Consider the following 16,229-nt stretch of genomic DNA (forward strand, 5'->3'; position numbering starts at 1 on the left):
GTCGCGGTCAAACGTCCGCGCCTTCCTATCGGCGAAAGGATTTTCGGGCAATCATGCTGCCTGCAAATGGCGAGATAAGGGTGCTCGGCATCGAGACGAGCTGCGACGAGACCGCGGCGTCCGTCGTCGCCTGGCGCGAGCGGGAGTTGCCGCGTATCCTGTCCAACGTGGTGCTCAGCCAACTCGAGGAGCATGCGGCGTTCGGCGGCGTGGTGCCCGAGATCGCCGCGCGCGCCCATGTCGAGGCGCTGGACGGCATCATCGAGGCGGCACTCGACGAGGCCGGCGTCAGATTATCCGACGTCGATGCGATCGCCGCCACCGCCGGTCCGGGACTCATCGGCGGGCTGCTGGTGGGCATGATGACGGCCAAGGCGATCGCCGCAGCGTCGGGGAAGCCGCTGATTCCGATCAACCATCTCGAAGGCCATGCGCTTTCCGCGCGCCTGCTCGACGACGTCGAATTCCCCTACCTGATGCTGCTCGTGTCGGGCGGACACACGCAGATTCTCCTGGTGCGCGGCCCGGGCGCCTACGAACGCTGGGCCTCCACCATCGACGACGCCATCGGCGAGGCCTTCGACAAGACGGCCAAGCTGCTCGGGCTGCCCTATCCCGGCGGGCCGAACGTCGAGCGGGTGGCCCGGACGGGCGATGCCTTCCGCTTCGACTTCCCGCATCCCCTGAAAGGCGAGGCGCGGCCGGACTTTTCCTTTTCCGGCCTGAAGACCGCAGTCAGGCAGGCCGCGACCGCGATTGCCCCACTTCGCGACCAGGACGTCGCCGACATCGCCGCGTCCTTCCAGCGCGCCGTGGTGGAGACGCTGGCCGACCGTGTCGCCCGCAGCCTCGACCGTTTCCACGGCGAGTTCCCGCAGGCGAAGTGCCCGACGCTGATCGTTGCCGGCGGCGTCGCCGCCAACGGCCCGATCCGCGCCGCGTTGCTTCTACTCTGCGAGCGCTCGGGCTTCGCCTTCGTTGCCCCGCCTCCGGCGCTCTGCACCGACAACGCCGCCATGATCGCTTGGGCCGGCATCGAGCGGATGCGGGCCGGTCTCGGGGAGGAGACCGACCCGATGACCATGGCGCCGCGCTCGCGCTGGCCGCTGGACGCCAACGCTGTGCCGCTGGTCGGCGCCGGCAAGCGGGGCGCCAAGGCATGAGCGGCGGAGCGCATATCGCGGTGCTCGGCGGCGGGTCATGGGGCACCGCGCTCGCACAGACGCTCAGCCTCGCTGGCAACACGGTGCGGCTCTGGGCGCGAGACGCGGCCACCGTCGACGCCATCAACCGGGACCATGCCAACCCACGCTATTTGCCGGGCATTGGCCTGCATGAGGCGCTGAGGGCTTCGAGGGATGCCGGGTCGATCCTGCAGGGCGCCGAGTGCGTGCTGGCAGTCGTCCCGGCGCAGACCATGCGCGGGGCGCTCCAGACCGTCGCGCCGATCCTGCCACGCACCGTCCCCGTGGTGCTGTGCGCCAAGGGTATCGAGGCGAGCAGCGGCCGGCTCCTGTCGGAGGTGGCGCGCGAGGTGCTGCCGGAAAACCTGGTCGCGGCGCTTTCGGGACCGAGCTTCGCGCACGACGTCGCCGCGGGCCTGCCCACCGCCGTCACGGTCGCTACCGAGAACCCCGACCTCGCCTCCCGACTCGCTGCGCTCCTCTCCACGCCGACGCTTCGCTGCTATTCGAGCGACGATCTGGTCGGCGTCGAGGTCGGCGGCGCCCTGAAGAACGTGCTCGCCATTGCGGCCGGCGCGGTCGCAGGTGCGGGACTCGGTGCCAGCGCTCAGGCCGCTCTCGTGACGCGCGGATTCGTGGAACTGCGCCGTACCGCCGAATCCTTTGGCGCGCGGCCGGAGACGCTGATGGGGCTCTCGGGGCTCGGCGATCTCATCCTGACCTGCGGCTCGGGACAGTCGCGCAACTTTTCATACGGACACGCGCTAGGGCGCGGCGAGCCGGTCGGGAGCCTGCCGCTGGCGGAGGGCGTGGCCACCGCCGGCATCGCCTGGAAGATCGCCGGGGAACGCGGGCTCGATGCGCCGATCACCGAAAGCGTGGTGATGCTGCTTGACCGGAAGATCACGGTGCGCGAAGCGGTAGCAAACCTTCTGGCGCGGCCCCTGAAGCGTGAGACCTGAGAGACCTGAGGAGAGGAAAGACATGCTGTTCGCACTGATCTGCAACGACAAGCCCGGACACCTGCAACTGCGCATGGACACGCGGCCCGACCACGTCGCCTACCTCAACGGCCTCAACGACAAGGGCGCGCTGAAAATCGCCGGCCCCTTCCTCGACGCCGACGGCAAGCCGAACGGCAGCATGCTCGTGGTCGAGGCGGAAAGCGAGGAGGCCGCCAGGGCGATCGCGGCGGGCGATCCGTACGCCATGGCCGGCCTGTTCGCCTCGACCGATATCCGGCCCTGGAACTGGACCTTCAACAAGCCCGAGGCTGCGTGATGGCCTACTGGCTCTTCAAGTCCGAACCGGACGCGTGGTCCTGGGACCAGCAGAAGACGAAGGGCGAGGCAGGCCAGCAATGGGACGGGGTGCGCAATTACCAGGCGCGCAACAACATGCGCGCCATGGCGGTCGGCGACCGCGGCTTCTTCTACCATTCCAACGAGGGCAAGGCGGTCGTCGGCATCGTCGAGGTCTGCGCCGCCGTCCACCGCGACACCACGACCGATGACGAGCGCTGGGAGTGCGTCGATGTGAAAGCGGTCGAGGACATGCCGAAGCCGGTTTCGCTCGACGACATCAAGGCCAACCCGAAACTGTCGGAGATGGTGCTGGTCAAGAATTCGCGCCTGTCCGTGCAGCCGGTGACCGAGGCCGAGTGGACCGAGGTCTGCCGCATGGGCGGCCTCCGCTGAGCCGTTTGCAGCGCAAATGCGCCTGATCACGCCGGAGCGCGCGGAAGACTTCATCCGCGCCAACACCGCGCTGTCCGCGCCGCCGCACGTCCCCGAGATTGCCCTGCACCTCGCCGACGAGGCGCATGATCTGTGGCAGCGCACGGAGGAGGAGCTCGAAGAGATCGGGCTGCCGCCGCCCTTCTGGGCGTTCGCCTGGGCCGGCGGGCAGGGGCTCGCCCGCTACGTTCTCGACAATCCCGGTATCATGGCCGGCAAGTCGGTGCTCGACTTCGCCACCGGATCGGGGCTGGTCGCCATCGCGGCGCTGAAGGCGGGTGCGGCGCGGGTGCTCGCGGCCGACATCGATCCGTTCTGCCGCGCGGCGGTGGCGCTCAACGCACGGGCCAATGGCGTCTCGATCTCCTTCACCACCGACGATTTGACCGGTACCGACGGAGATTGGGACGTGATTCTCGCCGGGGACGTATTCTACGACAGGGTCATGACCGAGAGCCTGTGCCCATGGTTCGCGTCACTTGCCGCCGCAAGCACCGCGGTGCTCGTGGGCGACCCCGGTCGCTCCTACCTGCCGCGCGACCGGTTGAGCGAACTCGCGCGCTACGAAGTGCCGGTCACGCGCGCGCTGGAGGACGCGGAGGTGAAGCGCACGACGGTGTGGCGGTTCGATTGACCTCCCACGGGTTTCGGCGTTTCATCGGCCAGCGCCGCGCGGTGCGGCCGGAGGGAAGTATATGCAGTTCGGCGGGGTGAGTTACGTCGCGATCCTGGTCGCCGCGATAGTGGGGTTCGTCTTCGGCGCGGCCTATTACGGCGTCCTGTCGAAGCAGTGGATGAAGGCGGCGCGCATCACGCCGAAGGGCGGCGGGCCCGCCATGCCGGGCGCCAGCCTGCTGATCACGAGTTTCGTCTGCGAACTCGTGATGGCCTGGACGCTGGCCGGCATCGTCGGCCACCTGGGCGCGGGACAGGTGACGCTCTGGAACGGCGTCGTGACCGGCTTCCTCGTCTGGCTCGGCTTCATGGCGACCACGCTCGCCGTCAACCAGCGCTACGAGGGGTTCGGCTGGGATCTGACACTGATTGATGCCGGACACTGGCTCGGCGTCGCGCTCTTGATGGGAGCCATAATCGGCTGGTGGGGGTGAGGAGCCGGATCGTTTTTCCTGCCGCTCAGCGCCTCACCCTGATCTTCGTACCCGGCCGCAGCAACGGGAGGAGCCGCAGCATGGTCCGCCGCGAGACCGCGATGCAGCCCTCCGTCGGCCGATAGCCGGGGCGGGCCAGGTGCAGGAAGATCGCGCTTCCGCGGCCTCGGATCGCCGGGCGCATGTTCCAGTCGAGCACGAGGACGACATCGTAGAGGCGGTCGCCCCGCTGCATGGTCTCGTGGCTGGCCGGATAGGGAAGCCGCACCGGCCTGTTGTAGTTGCGGTCGCCCGGCGCGTCGCACCAGCCGAGCGTTCCGAAGGCCGGCCGCAACGGGAGCCGCGTCGGCGGAAGCGCGCCGCGTCCTGGCCGGAAATACCCCCACAGAACCCTCAGCGACCCCAGTGGCGTGGCCCCGTCTCCTTCGCGCTTGCGCGACGAAATCCCGCCTTTTCCGAGCGCGCAGGGTAATACGATGCCGCCGACGTTCAGGAGTCCCTTGGAGCGGTCTCCCGGCCTGGCTCGAACCTCGATGATCGTCCGCATCGAGGCACCTTGCGTTAATGCCCCATTGCGTTCACTTTTTTTCGGGTAAGACTGCGGTTGCGAACAAATCACGGTGATCGGCTTTCGCGGAATCGGTGCGCTCTCTAGAAGAAGGCTCTTGCGCCGGCCTGTCGATATGAAAACTGGATCGGGAAATGACCTCACGCACAATTCTGATAGTCGATGACGACGACGACCTGCGCTCGACCCTCGTCGAACAGCTTTCGCTCTACGAGGAATTCCGGGTCCTCCAGGAATCAACCGCCTCCAAGGGCGTCCACACGGCGCGCGGCGGGCTGATCGACCTCCTCATCATGGATGTCGGTCTGCCGGACATGGACGGGCGCGAGGCGGTGAAGCTCCTGCGCAAGGGCGGCTTCAAGTCGCCGATCATCATGCTGACCGGCCAGGACACGGATTCCGACACGATTCTCGGACTGGAGGCCGGCGCCAACGACTACGTGACGAAGCCGTTCCGTTTCGCCGTGCTGCTGGCGCGCATTCGGGCACAGCTGCGCCAGCACGAACAGAGCGAGGACGCCACCTTCGCGGTCGGTCCCTACACCTTCAAGCCGAGCCAGAAACTGCTGCTCGACCAGCGCGGCGGCAAGATCAGGCTGACTGAGAAGGAAGCCTCCATCATCAAGTATCTCTACCGCGCCGGCCAGAAGGTCATCACGCGCGATGTGCTTCTGGAGGAAGTCTGGGGATACAATTCCGGCGTGACCACGCACACGCTGGAAACCCACGTCTATCGGCTGCGCCAGAAGATCGAGCGCGATCCTTCCAATGCCGAAATACTTGTGACAGAAAGCGGTGGATACAAGCTCGTTCCCTGAGTCGGCCAACGAATAGCAAGCTCACGGCGGGGCGGGGGGAAGCCGGGACTGCTTCATGGCGCTTGAGGACGATATCGGCATCCTTGCCGGCGTGGGGATTTTTGAGGAATTCACACCCGACCAGTTGCGCCTCCTCGCCTTCGGTACCGAACGTCTGAAACTTTCCTCCGGGAAGGAACTCTATCGCGAAGGCGCGCGCGCCGATTGCGCCTATGTCGTCGTTTCGGGTTCGATCACGCTCTTTCGCGACACCGGGGAAGGACGGGTGACGCTGTCGACGCATGGTCCGGGAGCCATCCTGGGCGAATTGGCGCTGATCGCCGACACGCGGCGTCTCACCGGCGCCGCCGCCGCCAGCGATAGCGAGGTCATGCGCCTCAACCGCGCGCTGTTCCGGCGCATCCTCGAGGAATATCCGGAAGTGGCGGCCAAGCTTCACAAGAGGTTGTCGCAAGGCTTCGCGGCGATGGCCTCGCGGATCGAGCGGCTGGCGCCCAAGTTCCTCTAGCCGCGGCCGCCGCGCTGCGATCCGCGGCCAACGGAACCGGGAGCGCGTCGGAGAACACAGATCCCGTCGGCTGGCGGCTGCTTGTGAAATCGTTATGGTCGCTGCCGGAGGGCAATCGGATGGCTGGCTATTTCGGCACCGAAACGCAGCAGCGACTTCAAGCACGGGCGGAAGCGGCGGCTGCCTTCATCGAGGCCACACCCGGGGCATGCCAGACCGGTCGCACGATGGGCTGCGATGATCCGGCAAAGCTCGGATGGGAACGGATCGACGAGTACCTCGATCGCGACGGCATCTGCGGCTTTCGACTCATTTCCGTCGACGAGGTGGCCGGACTCAATGACCGCCTGGCCGAACGGGGCTATCGCTTGGATACTTGGGACGTCTTCCTGGCGGACCGGTCCACCGCGCTCTTGGCGTCGAAACGGATACTGTCACGCAGCCTGCCGGCCGGCCTGTTCGAGCTCGAGAGCCCAATCGATCCGACAGGCGAACGCACGCAACGCATTCAGTCGATCATGAGCGCCGCCGGCGTGGCACCGTTCTCGGGTTCCATGCTGGTCGGAGCCATCGGTCCCGCTACGACCGCAGCCATCGGAGACGCCGACGGGAATGTCGTGGCCGTCGCCCACGGCTACCTGCCGCACAATTCCGACAGCGACTTCCACCGGTATGCTTGGGGAGGCCTGGTCGCGGTCGCGGATACCCTGCGTGGCAAGGGGTTCGGCAACTACGTCAACGCGCTGATGATCTCGCGCGTGTTCGAGCGTCTCACGGCGACCCACATCTACGAGCTGGTCTCGGCGACCAACGCTGCATCGCGGCGGATGGTCGAGGCGTGCGGTCTTCGCCTGGAAAGCGGCTTGGTCTGCGGTATCGCGACACCGATGCAAGGGTCGCGCTTCACGCGCTGAGGCGGATCAGTCGAGCGCGAACCGGGCGATGACCGGGACGTGATCGGAAGGCCGTTCCCAGCCGCGTGCCTCCTTCAGCACCTCTATGCCGCGCAGGCTTTCGACGAGGTTTTCCGACGACCAGACATGATCGAGCCGGCGCCCGCGGTCCGTCGCTTCCCAGTCGCGGGCGCGGTAGCTCCACCAGGTGTAGATCTTCTCCGGCGGCGGCGTGTGGATGCGCATGAGGTCCTGCCAGCCGCCGCCCACGCGCATCGATTCCAGTCCCTCGGTCTCGACCGGCGTGTGACTGACGACCTTGAGAAGCTGCTTGTGAGACCAGACGTCTTCCACCAGCGGGGCGATGTTGAGATCGCCCACCAGGATCGACGCGTCCGCGCCCTCGCGGGCGGCGGCGACATCGCGCATCTCCTCGATGAAGTCGAGCTTGTGCCGAAACTTCGGATTGATTTCCGGATCGGGTTCGTCGCCGCCGGCCGGAACGTAGAAATTGTGCAGGAGAACCGACCTGTCGCCGGCCTGGAAGCGCGTCGCGATGTGGCGGCAGTCGCCCTTGCGGCAGAACTCACGCTTTTCGGTCACCTCGACCGGGCGCCGGGAAATCGTGGCCACGCCGTGATAGCCCTTCTGCCCGCTGATCGCCACGAAGGGATAGCCGAGCGCATGGAAGGCCTCGACCGGAAAGAGGTCGTCCGGGCACTTGGTCTCCTGAAGGCACAGGAGGTCCGGTTGGTGCTCGCGCAGGAACTTTTCCACGATGGGCAGGCGCAGGCGAACCGAGTTGATGTTCCAGGTGGCGATGCAAAGGGGCATGCGGCGGCGGGTTCGTTGAATGTCGCGGCAGCAATGTCAGCCGCCGGCCGGAAAGACAAGCGGCGCGGAGGGTTTCCGCGCCGTCATGCGGCCGAGTTCGCCGTCGAACGTTCGGAGTCAGGCCGAGCTCAGCGCCTGCCCGTCGCCTGTCCGGTGTTCTCGGAGATGTAGTCGTAGTCGATCTTGAAGACGCCCGGGTCGAGGTTCACGCCCTGCTGGACGTTGAAGATCATCACGGTCGTGTCCTTGCCCTGCGCGTCGGTGATGGTCCACTGCCGCAGGTCGTAGGACTTGGGATCGAACATCATCGTGATCGTCGAATCGCCGAAGACCGACTTGTCCTGCAACTGGATCGTGGTGAGGTCCTCGTCCTGCTTGACGCTGCGCACCTTGTTTCCCGAGAGGTCGATGCGGTTGTCGAGGAGAAGTTTGAGCGGCGTCTTCGACAGCGGATAGAGATCCCATGTATTCAGCTTGGCATTGTTGATGACCACGGAATCGCCGTCGGAAATCACCTTGAAGCCGGATGGCGCCTCGTAGTTGAAGCGGATCTTGCCGGGCCGCTCGATGAAGAACTTTCCGCCCGTCTGCTCGCCGCGCGGTCCGAACTGGACGAACTCGCCCGACATGGTGCGGACGCTGGAGAAGTGGTCGGCGATCTTCTGCGCGTCCGCGATGGTCGCCGCCTGGGCCGCGCTTTCGGTCATCGGCATGGCCAGCAGCGCCGATCCTGCGACGGCGATGCCGAGGACGAGGGCCGACACTGCGCGGCGGAAGCGGTTCGGACGCGCGGGGGACGATGCGGTCATGGTTCCGATTCTCCTGTTCATGCCGCTGCGCCTAGGGAGCGACTGCGGCGTTAGTTGGGCTGAGGCATGGCTCAGTAGGTCTCTTCCTCGGTAGGAACGAGAATCTCGCGCTTGCCCGCATGGTTGGCGGGACCGACAATCCCCTCCTTCTCCATGCGCTCGATGATCGAGGCAGCGCGATTGTAGCCGATGCCCAGGCGTCTCTGGATATAACTGGTGGAGGCCTTGCCATCCCGCAAGACCACCGAGACCGCCTGGTCGTAGGGATCGTCGGAATCGTCCATACTGCCGGCATCGCCGCCACTGCTGGCCGCGCCGGACGAGCCGCCCTCGTCGTCGTCGTCCTCGGTGATCGAATCCAGGTATTCCGGCACGCCTTGCAGCTTCAGGTGGGCGACGACCTTCTCTACCTCGTCGTCGGAGACGAAGGGCCCGTGCACGCGCTGGATGCGCCCGCCGCCGGCCATATAGAGCATGTCGCCCATGCCGAGCAGTTGCTCGGCACCCATTTCGCCCAGGATGGTGCGGCTGTCGATCTTTGATGTCACCTGGAAGGAGATGCGGGTGGGGAAGTTCGCCTTGATCGTGCCGGTGATGACGTCGACCGACGGACGCTGCGTCGCCATGATGACATGGATGCCGGCCGCGCGCGCCATCTGCGCCAGGCGCTGGACCGCGCCCTCGATGTCCTTGCCCGCCACCATCATCAGGTCGGCCATCTCGTCGATTATGACTACGATGTAGGGCAGCGGCGATAGGTCGAGGTTCTCCGTCTCGTAGACTGCCTCGCCAGTCTCGCGGTCGAAGCCGGTCTGGACCGTGCGCGAGATGCCTTCGCCCTTCTTCTGCGCCTGCGCCACGCGCTGGTTGAAGCCGTCGATGTTGCGGACGCCTACCTTCGACATCTTGCGATAGCGGTCCTCCATTTCGCGCACCGTCCACTTCAGCGCCACGACCGCCTTTTTCGGATCGGTGACGACGGGGGTCAGCAGGTGCGGAATGCCGTCGTAGACGGAAAGTTCGAGCATCTTCGGGTCGATCATGATCAGCCGGCAGTCCTCCGGCTTCATCCGGTAGAGGATGGACAGGATGAAGGTGTTGATCGCGACCGACTTGCCCGAGCCGGTGGTACCGGCGACGAGCAGGTGGGGGAACTTTGCGATGTCGGCAATCACCGCCTCGCCGTTGATCGTCTTGCCGAGCGCCAGCGCCAGCTTGGCCTTGGACTGCTCGAAGTCGCGGCTGGCGAGAATCTCGCGCAGATAGACGGTCTCGCGCTTGGCGTTCGGCAGTTCGATGCCGATGGCGTTGCGGCCCGGAACGACGGCGACGCGGCAGGCGATGGCGCTCATCGAACGTGCGATGTCGTCGGCCAGCCCGATGACGCGGCTCGACTTGATGCCGGGAGCCGGCTCCAGTTCGTAGAGCGTGACCACTGGGCCCGGGCGCACATGGATGATCTCGCCCTTGACGCCGAAATCCTCGAGCACGCCTTCCAGCAGTCTCGCGTTCTGCTCCAGGGCCTCCGTCGACAGGCTGGCGTCGCGCACCACGTTCTTCGCCTCGGCGAGGAAGTGCAGCGACGGCATCTCGAAGCTGTCGGCCTCGATCAGGCTGGTCTGGGCCTCGCGCTGCACCCGGCTCCCGGGCTGCGGCCGCGGAGCGGGGGATTCGACGCGCGCCTGGCCCGGCACCGAGCGGAAGTTGCGGACTTTGAGGTCGGTCTCTTCGTGCTGCGGGGCGGCCCGTCGGCGCTCCGGGGCCGCTGGAACGTCGGCGGCGAATTCGAGCGGTTCGTCCGCGAAGTCGTCCTCGACGTCGTCCTGCTCCCGCTCGAACTCCGGATCGGCCGCAAACCTCGGTTCGATCCGCGCGGTCCGAGGCGACGACGGCGCGACGGGGGTCAGTCTGTCATCGCGCGACACTTCGAGGTCGAGCAGCGGATCGTCTTCCGGCTCGTCCCTGTCGTAGGCGGCGCGGGGGACGGGACGCGCCGCTGCGAAGGTCCGGCGCACGAAGGCGCGCAGCGAGAGCCACCAGTGAACCACCGCGCCGAGGGCGAGGACGCCGCTGCTCTCTTCCGGATCCTGTTGCGCGTCATCGATCTCGTCCCGTTCGGATGTCACTCCGTCTTCGGAAACCGGAATGCGTCCGATGAGGCCGGTTGCGAAGAGCATGAGCCAGACAGTCGGCGCAACGAGGATCGCCGCGCAGAGCGCCGCGATCCAGCCGGTCGGGTATCCGCCGGCCAGGGCACCGGGCAGCTTCAGGACGATGTCGCCGACGACGCCGCCGAGCCCCGAGGGGAGCGGCCATGTGTCCGGCGCAGCGATGCAGCCCGTGATACCGGCCGAAAGGGACAGGGCCCCGAACCAGGCGAGGCCGCGGCGCGGCAGCCGGTCGAGCCGGCGCGCCGCGAGGAGGAACAGGCTCCAGGAGAAGGCGGGAAGGAGGCCGGCGACTGCCGCGAGCCCGAAGAACTGCATGGCGAGGTCGGAGAACACCGCGCCGGGATAGCCCATCGCGTTCGTCACCTCGTTCGCGGTGGCATGGCTGAAGCTCGGATCGGCGACGTTCCAGGTCGCAAGACCGGCCACGGCGAATCCACAAAAGGCGAGCAGCGCCAGACCGAGCGCGCGGAGGAACTGGCGGCGCAGGAACGTCTGGATACCGTATCCGATGCCGGACATGGCGAACGCTGCGGGGTTGCCTTGGCGCATGCTTTCCTTCCTCTGATCGACCTTTCGAGATCCACTTGGGGCGGGTCACGAAATCGGCGCCAGACTAGGATGGCGAGGTTAAAGCGGCATTAACCATCCAGCCACGCACGGAGCTCTCCAGCCGAAAAGAAAACGGAGCCCGGCAATGCCGGACTCCGCTTCCTGGGAGGATGTGCCCTGGGGCACCGGATAGGCGCGGCGGACGAACCGCCGCGGGTTTTCTCAGGAGTGGTAGGCCACTTCCCCGTGCGAGGTGAGGTCCAGCCCCTGGCGCTCGGCCTCTTCGCTCGGGCGCAGGCCGACGATCAGGTCCACGACCTTGTAGAGGATCGCCGAACCGATGCCGCACCAGATGACGGTGACGAGAACGGCGAGGATCTGGATCCAGACCTGGCCGCCCATGCCGACGCCTTCGGCATAGCCGATGCCGCCGAGCGAGGACGAGGTGAACACGCCCGTGCCGATTGCGCCGACGATACCGCCGATGCCGTGGATGCCGAAAACGTCCAGCGAGTCGTCGTAGCCGGCTTTGATCTTCACCACCGCCACGAAGTAGTAGCAGACCGCGCTGGCGATGGCCCCGAGCACGATGGCGCCGACCGGTCCGATGAGGCCGGCAGCCGGGGTGACCGCGACCAGGCCGGCGACGACACCCGAGGCGGCGCCGAGCATGGAGGCCTTGCCGCGGGCGAGGCTTTCGATGAAGACCCAGGCGATGATGGCGCCGGCGGTCGCGGTGAAGGTGTTGATCATCGCCAGGGCGGCACCGCCATTGGCCTCGAGGTTGGAGCCGGCGTTGAAGCCGAACCAGCCAACCCAAAGGATCGATGCGCCTACCATGGTGAGCGTCATCGAATGCGGAGCCATGTTGTCCTTGCCGTATCCGGCGCGCTTGCCGATCATGATGGAGCCGACGAGCGCGGCGATGCCGGCATTGATGTGGACGACCGTTCCGCCGGCGAAGTCGAGAGCGCCCCAGCCGAACAGCAGGCCGTTGGCATCCCACACCATGTGGGCGATCGGGAAGTACACGAAGGTGACCCAGAGCGCGACGAACAGGATGACCGCCGAGAACTTGATACGCTCGGCGAACGCGCCGATGATCAGCGCCGGCGTGATGCAGGCGAAGGTCATCTGGAAGCAGATGAACACGAATTCGGGGATCACCACGCCGTCGGAGAAGGTCGCGGCCTCGCTGTCAGCCGTCACGCCCGACAGGAACAGCTTGCCAAGCCCGCCCCAATAGGCGCCCGTGCCGCCGCCAAAGGCGAATGAATAGCCATAGACCACCCAGATGACGATGACGACAGCCGTGATCATCGTGCACTGCATCAGCACCGAGAGCATGTTCTTGGCGCGCACCAGGCCGCCGTAGAAGAGGGCCAGGCCCGGAAGCACCATGAAGAGGACGAGGATGGTCGACAACATCATCCAGGCGGTATCGCCCTTGTCCATGGTGGTCGCGGCGGCTTCGGCGGCTGCCTCCGCCGCGGGGGCGGCGGTTTCCTGGGCAAATGCCGCACTCGCTCCGAGAACCGCAAGTCCGAGACCGCCGAGCAATGTTGGCCGCCACGCAGCCTTGGAAATGGTCGAAAGGTTCATTTCTGTCTCCTTGAAATCGAATTGGCTCTCAAAGCGCGTCGACGTCGGTCTCGCCGGTGCGGATGCGCACGGCCTGATCGATCCCGTAGACGAAGATCTTGCCGTCGCCGATCTGGCCGGTCTTGGCGGCTCCGCTGATCGCGTCGACGGCCTTGTCGACCATGTCGCCACCGACGGCGACCTCGATCTTGATCTTGGGCAGGAAGCTCACCGCGTATTCGGCTCCGCGGTAGATCTCGGTATGCCCCTTCTGACGCCCGTAGCCTTTGACTTCGGTGACGGTCAGGCCTTGGATCCCGACGGCGGTGAGCGCTTCGCGCACCTCGTCGAGCTTGAAAGGCTTGATGATTGCCATCACGATCTTCATAAGGTTTCACCCTTCTTTTCTTGCGGGTCCCCCGCGTTACGTGACACCGCCGGCACGCCGAGGCAGCCAGAGCGTGCATCAGGTGATTCAAGCTCCGTGCCAGTTCGCGGGTGGTGGGGTTAAGCTGCTGGAATCCATAGGCGAAGGCAGCGCGCGCTGCTGCGGGTTTGCGGCAGTGCACAATGGATTGGGTTAACAAATATGCAAAAAATACGGAATGCCTAATTTTTAGGCATTAGTTCTCTGCCGGATCAGCCCTTCCTGGGCGACCGATGCGATGAGCGTGCCGTTGCGCGCGTAGAGCGAGCCGCGGGTGAACCCTCTGCCCCCGGAAGACGACGGGCTGTCCTGCGAGTAGAGAAGCCAGTCGTCGAGCGGGTCTGGCTGATGGAACCACATGGCGTGGTCGAGGCTCGCCACCTGGAGGTCCGGATCGAAGATCGCGCGGCCATGGGCGAACGTCGCGGTGTCGAGCAGCGTCATGTCCGACAGGTAGGCCAGCACCGCCGACTGCACCGGCCATTGCGGCGGCACCGGCCCGGTCGTCCTGATCCAGACGCTCTGCCTGGGCGGCAGCTTGTCGCGGCTGACATAGTGTTCCACGTGGACGGGCTTGATCTCGAGGGGGCGCTCACGGGCCCAGAAGCGCCGGATGGCTTCGGGAACGTTCGGCGTCGTATCGAGGAGTTCGCGCTGGCTCTTCAGTTCGTCGGGAGACGGCACGCCCGCCGGCATGTCGACCTGATGCTGGAGCCCCGTCTCGAGACGCTGAAAAGAGGCTTCGAGCGAGAAGATCGCCTTGCCATGCTGGATGGCGACCACGCGGCGGGTCGTGAAGGAGCCGCCGTCGCGGATGCGGTCGACCTCGTAGACGATTGGTACCTGCGTGTCGCCCGGGCGCATGAAGTAACCGTGCAGGGAGTGAACGTGCCGGTCGGGATCGACGGTGCGCTGCGCGGCGACCAGCGCCTGGCCGATCGTCTGGCCGCCGAAGACCCGCTGCCAGGTCGTCTGGGGACTGCGACCTCGAAACAGGTTGTGCTCCAGGTGCTCCAGGTCGAGAATACCGAGGAGTTCCTGCATGGGTGAAGACATCGTGCTTTGGACCCTCTCGCGCCGGCCTTGCCGGGAGGCCGGTTTCGGACAGTTAGGCAGGATGAGTCAAGCGGCCCGGTGGCGGCGTTGCTTCGGGAATGGAGTTCCAGGGTGTCGAACAAGATGCAGGACAGTGTCGATATCGTCGTGGCGGGCGCGGGCTATGTCGGGCTCGCCACCGCCGTTTCGATCGCGCAGGCGCGGCCGATGTTGAAGATTACGGTCGTGGATGCGGCGCCTGCAGGCGTCTGGGAGCGCGATACCCGCGCCTCTGCGATCGCCGCCGCGGGCCGGCGGATGTTCGAACAGCTCGGCTGCTGGTCCCAGATGGAGCCCGCGGCGCAGCCGATCATGGACATGATCGTCACCGATTCGCGCACCACCGACCCGGTGCGGCCAGTCTTCCTTACCTTCGACGGCGAAGTGAAGGAGGGAGAGCCCTTCGCCCACATGGTGCCCAACCGGGAGATGAACGCGGCGCTGCGGCGCCAGGCCGCCGAACTCGGCATCGTCCTGGTCGAAGGCGTGGCCGTGGATCATTTCGAGGTCGAGGGCGCGCGGGTCACGGTCGCTCTCGCCGGCGGCAAGGTCCTGGAGGCGCGGCTCCTGATCGCGGCGGACGGCGTGAAGTCGCGCCTGCGGCAGATGGCGGGGATCAAGACCGTGCATTGGGACTACGGTCAGTCGGGCATCGTCTGCACGGTGGCGCATGAACGGCCGCACGAAGGACGCGCGGAGGAGCATTTCCTGCCGGCCGGCCCCTTTGCCATCCTGCCGCTCAAGCCCGACGGGAATGGCGGCAACCGCTCCTCGATCGTCTGGACCGAGCGGACCGAGGTCGCCGACCGCCTGGTGGCGGAGGACGACATCGTGTTCGAGACGGAACTGGAACTGCGCTTCGGCCTCAAGCTTGGCGAAATACGCGTCGACGGTCCGCGAAAGGCGTGGCCGCTGGGGCTGACCCTTGCGCGCGAATTCGTCGCCCCGCGCTTCGCGCTTGCCGGCGACGCGGCGCATGGCATCCACCCGATCGCCGGGCAGGGCCTCAATCTCGGTCTGAAGGACGCCGCCGCGCTGGCCCAGGTGATCGTCGAAGCCGAGCGCCTAGGCGAGGACATCGGCGCGCTCGACGTTCTCGAACGCTACACGCGCTGGCGCCGCTTCGACACCGTCCAGATGGGCATCACCACCGACGTGCTGAACCGCATGTTCTCCAACGACTTCGCACCGCTGCGGACGATCCGCGACGTGGGACTCGGCATGGTCGACCGGATGCCCTGGCTAAAGGCGTTCTTCATCCGGCAGGCAGCGGGTCTCGCTGGACCCGCCCCGAACCTGCTACGCGGCGAGCCTATCTGACGTCGCCAAGCCAGTAACGGAAACTTGTCGGATCGCGATCGGCCGCCACGGTATTGTCGCCAGACGCAATCAACCCACACGAGAACGGAGATCCTGCATGGACCGCTCAGCCACCGCCACCTGGAAGGGAAATCTCAAGGAAGGGACCGGGACGTTTAGTTCGCAGAGCGGCGCGCTCAGCGGGCTCGCCTATTCCTTCAAATCGCGCTTCGAGGACGAGAGCGGCAAGGCCGGCAGCAATCCCGAAGAGCTGATCGCCGCGGCCCATGCCGGCTGCTTCGCCATGCAGCTGTCGCACTTCCTGGCCGAAAACGGCACCCCGGCCGACAAGCTCGACGCCAAGGCCGTCGTCACGCTGGTGCCGGGCAAGGGCATCACCGGCAGCGCGCTCACCCTGACGGGATCCGTTCCGGGCATCGACGAGGCGAAGTTCAAGGAACTCGCCGACAAGGCCAAGGCCGAGTGCCCGGTTTCGAAGGCGCTGGGCGCCATCAACGTGACGCTGGACGCCCGGCTCGGCTGAGGCTGCCTCTCCCGTCCGACCAGATTCTGGCTCAATCGTGCCAGAATCCGGAACGTAAGCTCGCGAACCCGGCCATCTTCGAAAGGAAAGATCGGCCGGTTCGC

The 16,229-nt window shown here is 66.2% G+C and carries 18 protein-coding genes; 11 read left to right on the forward strand and 7 right to left on the reverse strand.

What is annotated here, in order from left to right; all coding sequences use genetic code 11:
• The first annotated feature begins 53 nt into the window (after window positions 1-53).
• The 6 genes from tsaD (at window position 54) to ABGN05_RS10120 (ending at window position 4,029) form a co-directional block, all read left to right on the forward strand.
• Window positions 54-1,163: a tRNA (adenosine(37)-N6)-threonylcarbamoyltransferase complex transferase subunit TsaD gene (gene tsaD, locus ABGN05_RS10095; protein ID WP_367953878.1), complete on the forward strand. Its 1,110-nt coding sequence runs from the start codon at window positions 54-56 to the stop codon at window positions 1,161-1,163.
• Window positions 1,160-2,146: an NAD(P)H-dependent glycerol-3-phosphate dehydrogenase gene (locus ABGN05_RS10100; RefSeq protein WP_367953879.1), complete on the forward strand. Its 987-nt coding sequence runs from the start codon at window positions 1,160-1,162 to the stop codon at window positions 2,144-2,146. The genes tsaD and ABGN05_RS10100 overlap by 4 nt, the downstream gene beginning before the upstream one ends.
• Before the next feature lie 22 nt (window positions 2,147-2,168).
• Complete coding sequence (locus ABGN05_RS10105; protein WP_367953880.1) at window positions 2,169-2,465, forward strand: YciI-like protein; 297 nt, start codon at window positions 2,169-2,171, stop codon at window positions 2,463-2,465.
• On the forward strand, window positions 2,465-2,881 hold the full coding sequence (locus tag ABGN05_RS10110) for an EVE domain-containing protein (RefSeq protein ID WP_367953881.1): 417 nt from the start codon (window positions 2,465-2,467) through the stop codon (window positions 2,879-2,881). The genes ABGN05_RS10105 and ABGN05_RS10110 overlap by 1 nt, the downstream gene beginning before the upstream one ends.
• Window positions 2,882-2,897: 16 nt before the next feature.
• The gene (locus tag ABGN05_RS10115; protein ID WP_367953882.1) at window positions 2,898-3,554 is read left to right on the forward strand and encodes a class I SAM-dependent methyltransferase; all 657 of its coding nucleotides are present in this window, start codon (window positions 2,898-2,900) and stop codon (window positions 3,552-3,554) included.
• Window positions 3,555-3,615: 61 nt separating this feature from the next.
• On the forward strand, window positions 3,616-4,029 hold the full coding sequence (locus tag ABGN05_RS10120; RefSeq protein WP_367953883.1) for a DUF1761 domain-containing protein: 414 nt from the start codon (window positions 3,616-3,618) through the stop codon (window positions 4,027-4,029).
• A gap of 25 nt (window positions 4,030-4,054) precedes the next feature.
• On the opposite strand, the gene ABGN05_RS10125 is transcribed toward ABGN05_RS10120, so the two are convergent.
• Window positions 4,055-4,576, reverse strand: a complete 522-nt coding sequence (locus ABGN05_RS10125; protein ID WP_367953884.1) for a L,D-transpeptidase family protein — start codon at window positions 4,574-4,576, stop codon at window positions 4,055-4,057.
• Between the two features lie 155 nt (window positions 4,577-4,731).
• Here ABGN05_RS10125 and ABGN05_RS10130 point away from each other — a divergent pair, with 155 nt between their 5' ends.
• From ABGN05_RS10130 to ABGN05_RS10140, 3 genes are all read left to right on the forward strand, one after another.
• Entirely contained in the window at window positions 4,732-5,415 is a 684-nt protein-coding gene (locus tag ABGN05_RS10130; protein ID WP_367953885.1) for a response regulator transcription factor, read from the forward strand.
• A 55-nt stretch (window positions 5,416-5,470) separates the two neighbouring features.
• Window positions 5,471-5,923: a cyclic nucleotide-binding domain-containing protein gene (locus tag ABGN05_RS10135; protein WP_367953886.1), complete on the forward strand. Its 453-nt coding sequence runs from the start codon at window positions 5,471-5,473 to the stop codon at window positions 5,921-5,923.
• A 119-nt stretch (window positions 5,924-6,042) separates the two neighbouring features.
• Window positions 6,043-6,837: a GNAT family N-acetyltransferase gene (locus ABGN05_RS10140; RefSeq protein ID WP_367953887.1), complete on the forward strand. Its 795-nt coding sequence runs from the start codon at window positions 6,043-6,045 to the stop codon at window positions 6,835-6,837.
• A gap of 6 nt (window positions 6,838-6,843) precedes the next feature.
• Here ABGN05_RS10140 and ABGN05_RS10145 read toward each other — a convergent pair whose 3' ends face one another.
• The 6 genes from ABGN05_RS10145 to ABGN05_RS10170 form a co-directional block, all read right to left on the reverse strand.
• Window positions 6,844-7,650 (reverse strand): exodeoxyribonuclease III, encoded by an 807-nt coding sequence (locus ABGN05_RS10145; protein ID WP_367953888.1) that lies wholly within the window; start codon window positions 7,648-7,650, stop codon window positions 6,844-6,846.
• Window positions 7,651-7,778: 128 nt separating this feature from the next.
• Window positions 7,779-8,459 (reverse strand): outer membrane lipoprotein carrier protein LolA, encoded by a 681-nt coding sequence (locus ABGN05_RS10150; RefSeq protein ID WP_367953889.1) that lies wholly within the window; start codon window positions 8,457-8,459, stop codon window positions 7,779-7,781.
• Between the two features lie 71 nt (window positions 8,460-8,530).
• On the reverse strand, window positions 8,531-11,179 hold the full coding sequence (locus ABGN05_RS10155) for a DNA translocase FtsK 4TM domain-containing protein (protein WP_367953890.1): 2,649 nt from the start codon (window positions 11,177-11,179) through the stop codon (window positions 8,531-8,533).
• 222 nt (window positions 11,180-11,401) lie between these two features.
• Window positions 11,402-12,781 (reverse strand): ammonium transporter, encoded by a 1,380-nt coding sequence (locus ABGN05_RS10160; protein ID WP_367953891.1) that lies wholly within the window; start codon window positions 12,779-12,781, stop codon window positions 11,402-11,404.
• Between the two features lie 28 nt (window positions 12,782-12,809).
• Window positions 12,810-13,148, reverse strand: coding sequence for a P-II family nitrogen regulator (locus ABGN05_RS10165; protein WP_072601484.1), 339 nt, complete (start codon window positions 13,146-13,148; stop codon window positions 12,810-12,812).
• A gap of 228 nt (window positions 13,149-13,376) precedes the next feature.
• On the reverse strand, window positions 13,377-14,243 hold the full coding sequence (locus ABGN05_RS10170; RefSeq protein WP_367953892.1) for an acyl-CoA thioesterase: 867 nt from the start codon (window positions 14,241-14,243) through the stop codon (window positions 13,377-13,379).
• A 123-nt stretch (window positions 14,244-14,366) separates the two neighbouring features.
• On the opposite strand from ABGN05_RS10170, the gene ABGN05_RS10175 reads away from it, so the two are divergent.
• Window positions 14,367-15,602, forward strand: coding sequence for a ubiquinone biosynthesis hydroxylase (locus ABGN05_RS10175; RefSeq protein ID WP_367954359.1), 1,236 nt, complete (start codon window positions 14,367-14,369; stop codon window positions 15,600-15,602).
• A 97-nt stretch (window positions 15,603-15,699) separates the two neighbouring features.
• Complete coding sequence (locus tag ABGN05_RS10180) at window positions 15,700-16,125, forward strand: OsmC family protein (protein WP_367953893.1); 426 nt, start codon at window positions 15,700-15,702, stop codon at window positions 16,123-16,125.
• Window positions 16,126-16,229: the final 104 nt, after the last annotated feature.

The organism is Aquibium pacificum, assembly GCF_040839445.1.
GTDB lineage: Bacteria > Pseudomonadota > Alphaproteobacteria > Rhizobiales > Rhizobiaceae > Aquibium > Aquibium pacificus.

Coding starts and splice junctions, on each gene's coding strand:
- ABGN05_RS10130 (WP_367953885.1), top strand. CDS start 4,732: ATGACCTCACGCACAATTCTGATAGTCGATGACGACGACGACCTGCGC.
- ABGN05_RS10145 (WP_367953888.1), bottom strand. CDS start 7,650: ATGCCCCTTTGCATCGCCACCTGGAACATCAACTCGGTTCGCCTGCGC.
- ABGN05_RS10170 (WP_367953892.1), bottom strand. CDS start 14,243: ATGTCTTCACCCATGCAGGAACTCCTCGGTATTCTCGACCTGGAGCAC.
- ABGN05_RS10150 (WP_367953889.1), bottom strand. CDS start 8,459: ATGACCGCATCGTCCCCCGCGCGTCCGAACCGCTTCCGCCGCGCAGTG.
- ABGN05_RS10165 (WP_072601484.1), bottom strand. CDS start 13,148: ATGAAGATCGTGATGGCAATCATCAAGCCTTTCAAGCTCGACGAGGTG.
- ABGN05_RS10155 (WP_367953890.1), bottom strand. CDS start 11,179: ATGCGCCAAGGCAACCCCGCAGCGTTCGCCATGTCCGGCATCGGATAC.
- ABGN05_RS10105 (WP_367953880.1), top strand. CDS start 2,169: ATGCTGTTCGCACTGATCTGCAACGACAAGCCCGGACACCTGCAACTG.
- ABGN05_RS10115 (WP_367953882.1), top strand. CDS start 2,898: ATGCGCCTGATCACGCCGGAGCGCGCGGAAGACTTCATCCGCGCCAAC.
- ABGN05_RS10140 (WP_367953887.1), top strand. CDS start 6,043: ATGGCTGGCTATTTCGGCACCGAAACGCAGCAGCGACTTCAAGCACGG.
- ABGN05_RS10175 (WP_367954359.1), top strand. CDS start 14,367: ATGCAGGACAGTGTCGATATCGTCGTGGCGGGCGCGGGCTATGTCGGG.
- ABGN05_RS10120 (WP_367953883.1), top strand. CDS start 3,616: ATGCAGTTCGGCGGGGTGAGTTACGTCGCGATCCTGGTCGCCGCGATA.
- tsaD (WP_367953878.1), top strand. CDS start 54: ATGCTGCCTGCAAATGGCGAGATAAGGGTGCTCGGCATCGAGACGAGC.
- ABGN05_RS10125 (WP_367953884.1), bottom strand. CDS start 4,576: ATGCGGACGATCATCGAGGTTCGAGCCAGGCCGGGAGACCGCTCCAAG.
- ABGN05_RS10110 (WP_367953881.1), top strand. CDS start 2,465: ATGGCCTACTGGCTCTTCAAGTCCGAACCGGACGCGTGGTCCTGGGAC.
- ABGN05_RS10160 (WP_367953891.1), bottom strand. CDS start 12,781: ATGAACCTTTCGACCATTTCCAAGGCTGCGTGGCGGCCAACATTGCTC.
- ABGN05_RS10180 (WP_367953893.1), top strand. CDS start 15,700: ATGGACCGCTCAGCCACCGCCACCTGGAAGGGAAATCTCAAGGAAGGG.
- ABGN05_RS10100 (WP_367953879.1), top strand. CDS start 1,160: ATGAGCGGCGGAGCGCATATCGCGGTGCTCGGCGGCGGGTCATGGGGC.
- ABGN05_RS10135 (WP_367953886.1), top strand. CDS start 5,471: ATGGCGCTTGAGGACGATATCGGCATCCTTGCCGGCGTGGGGATTTTT.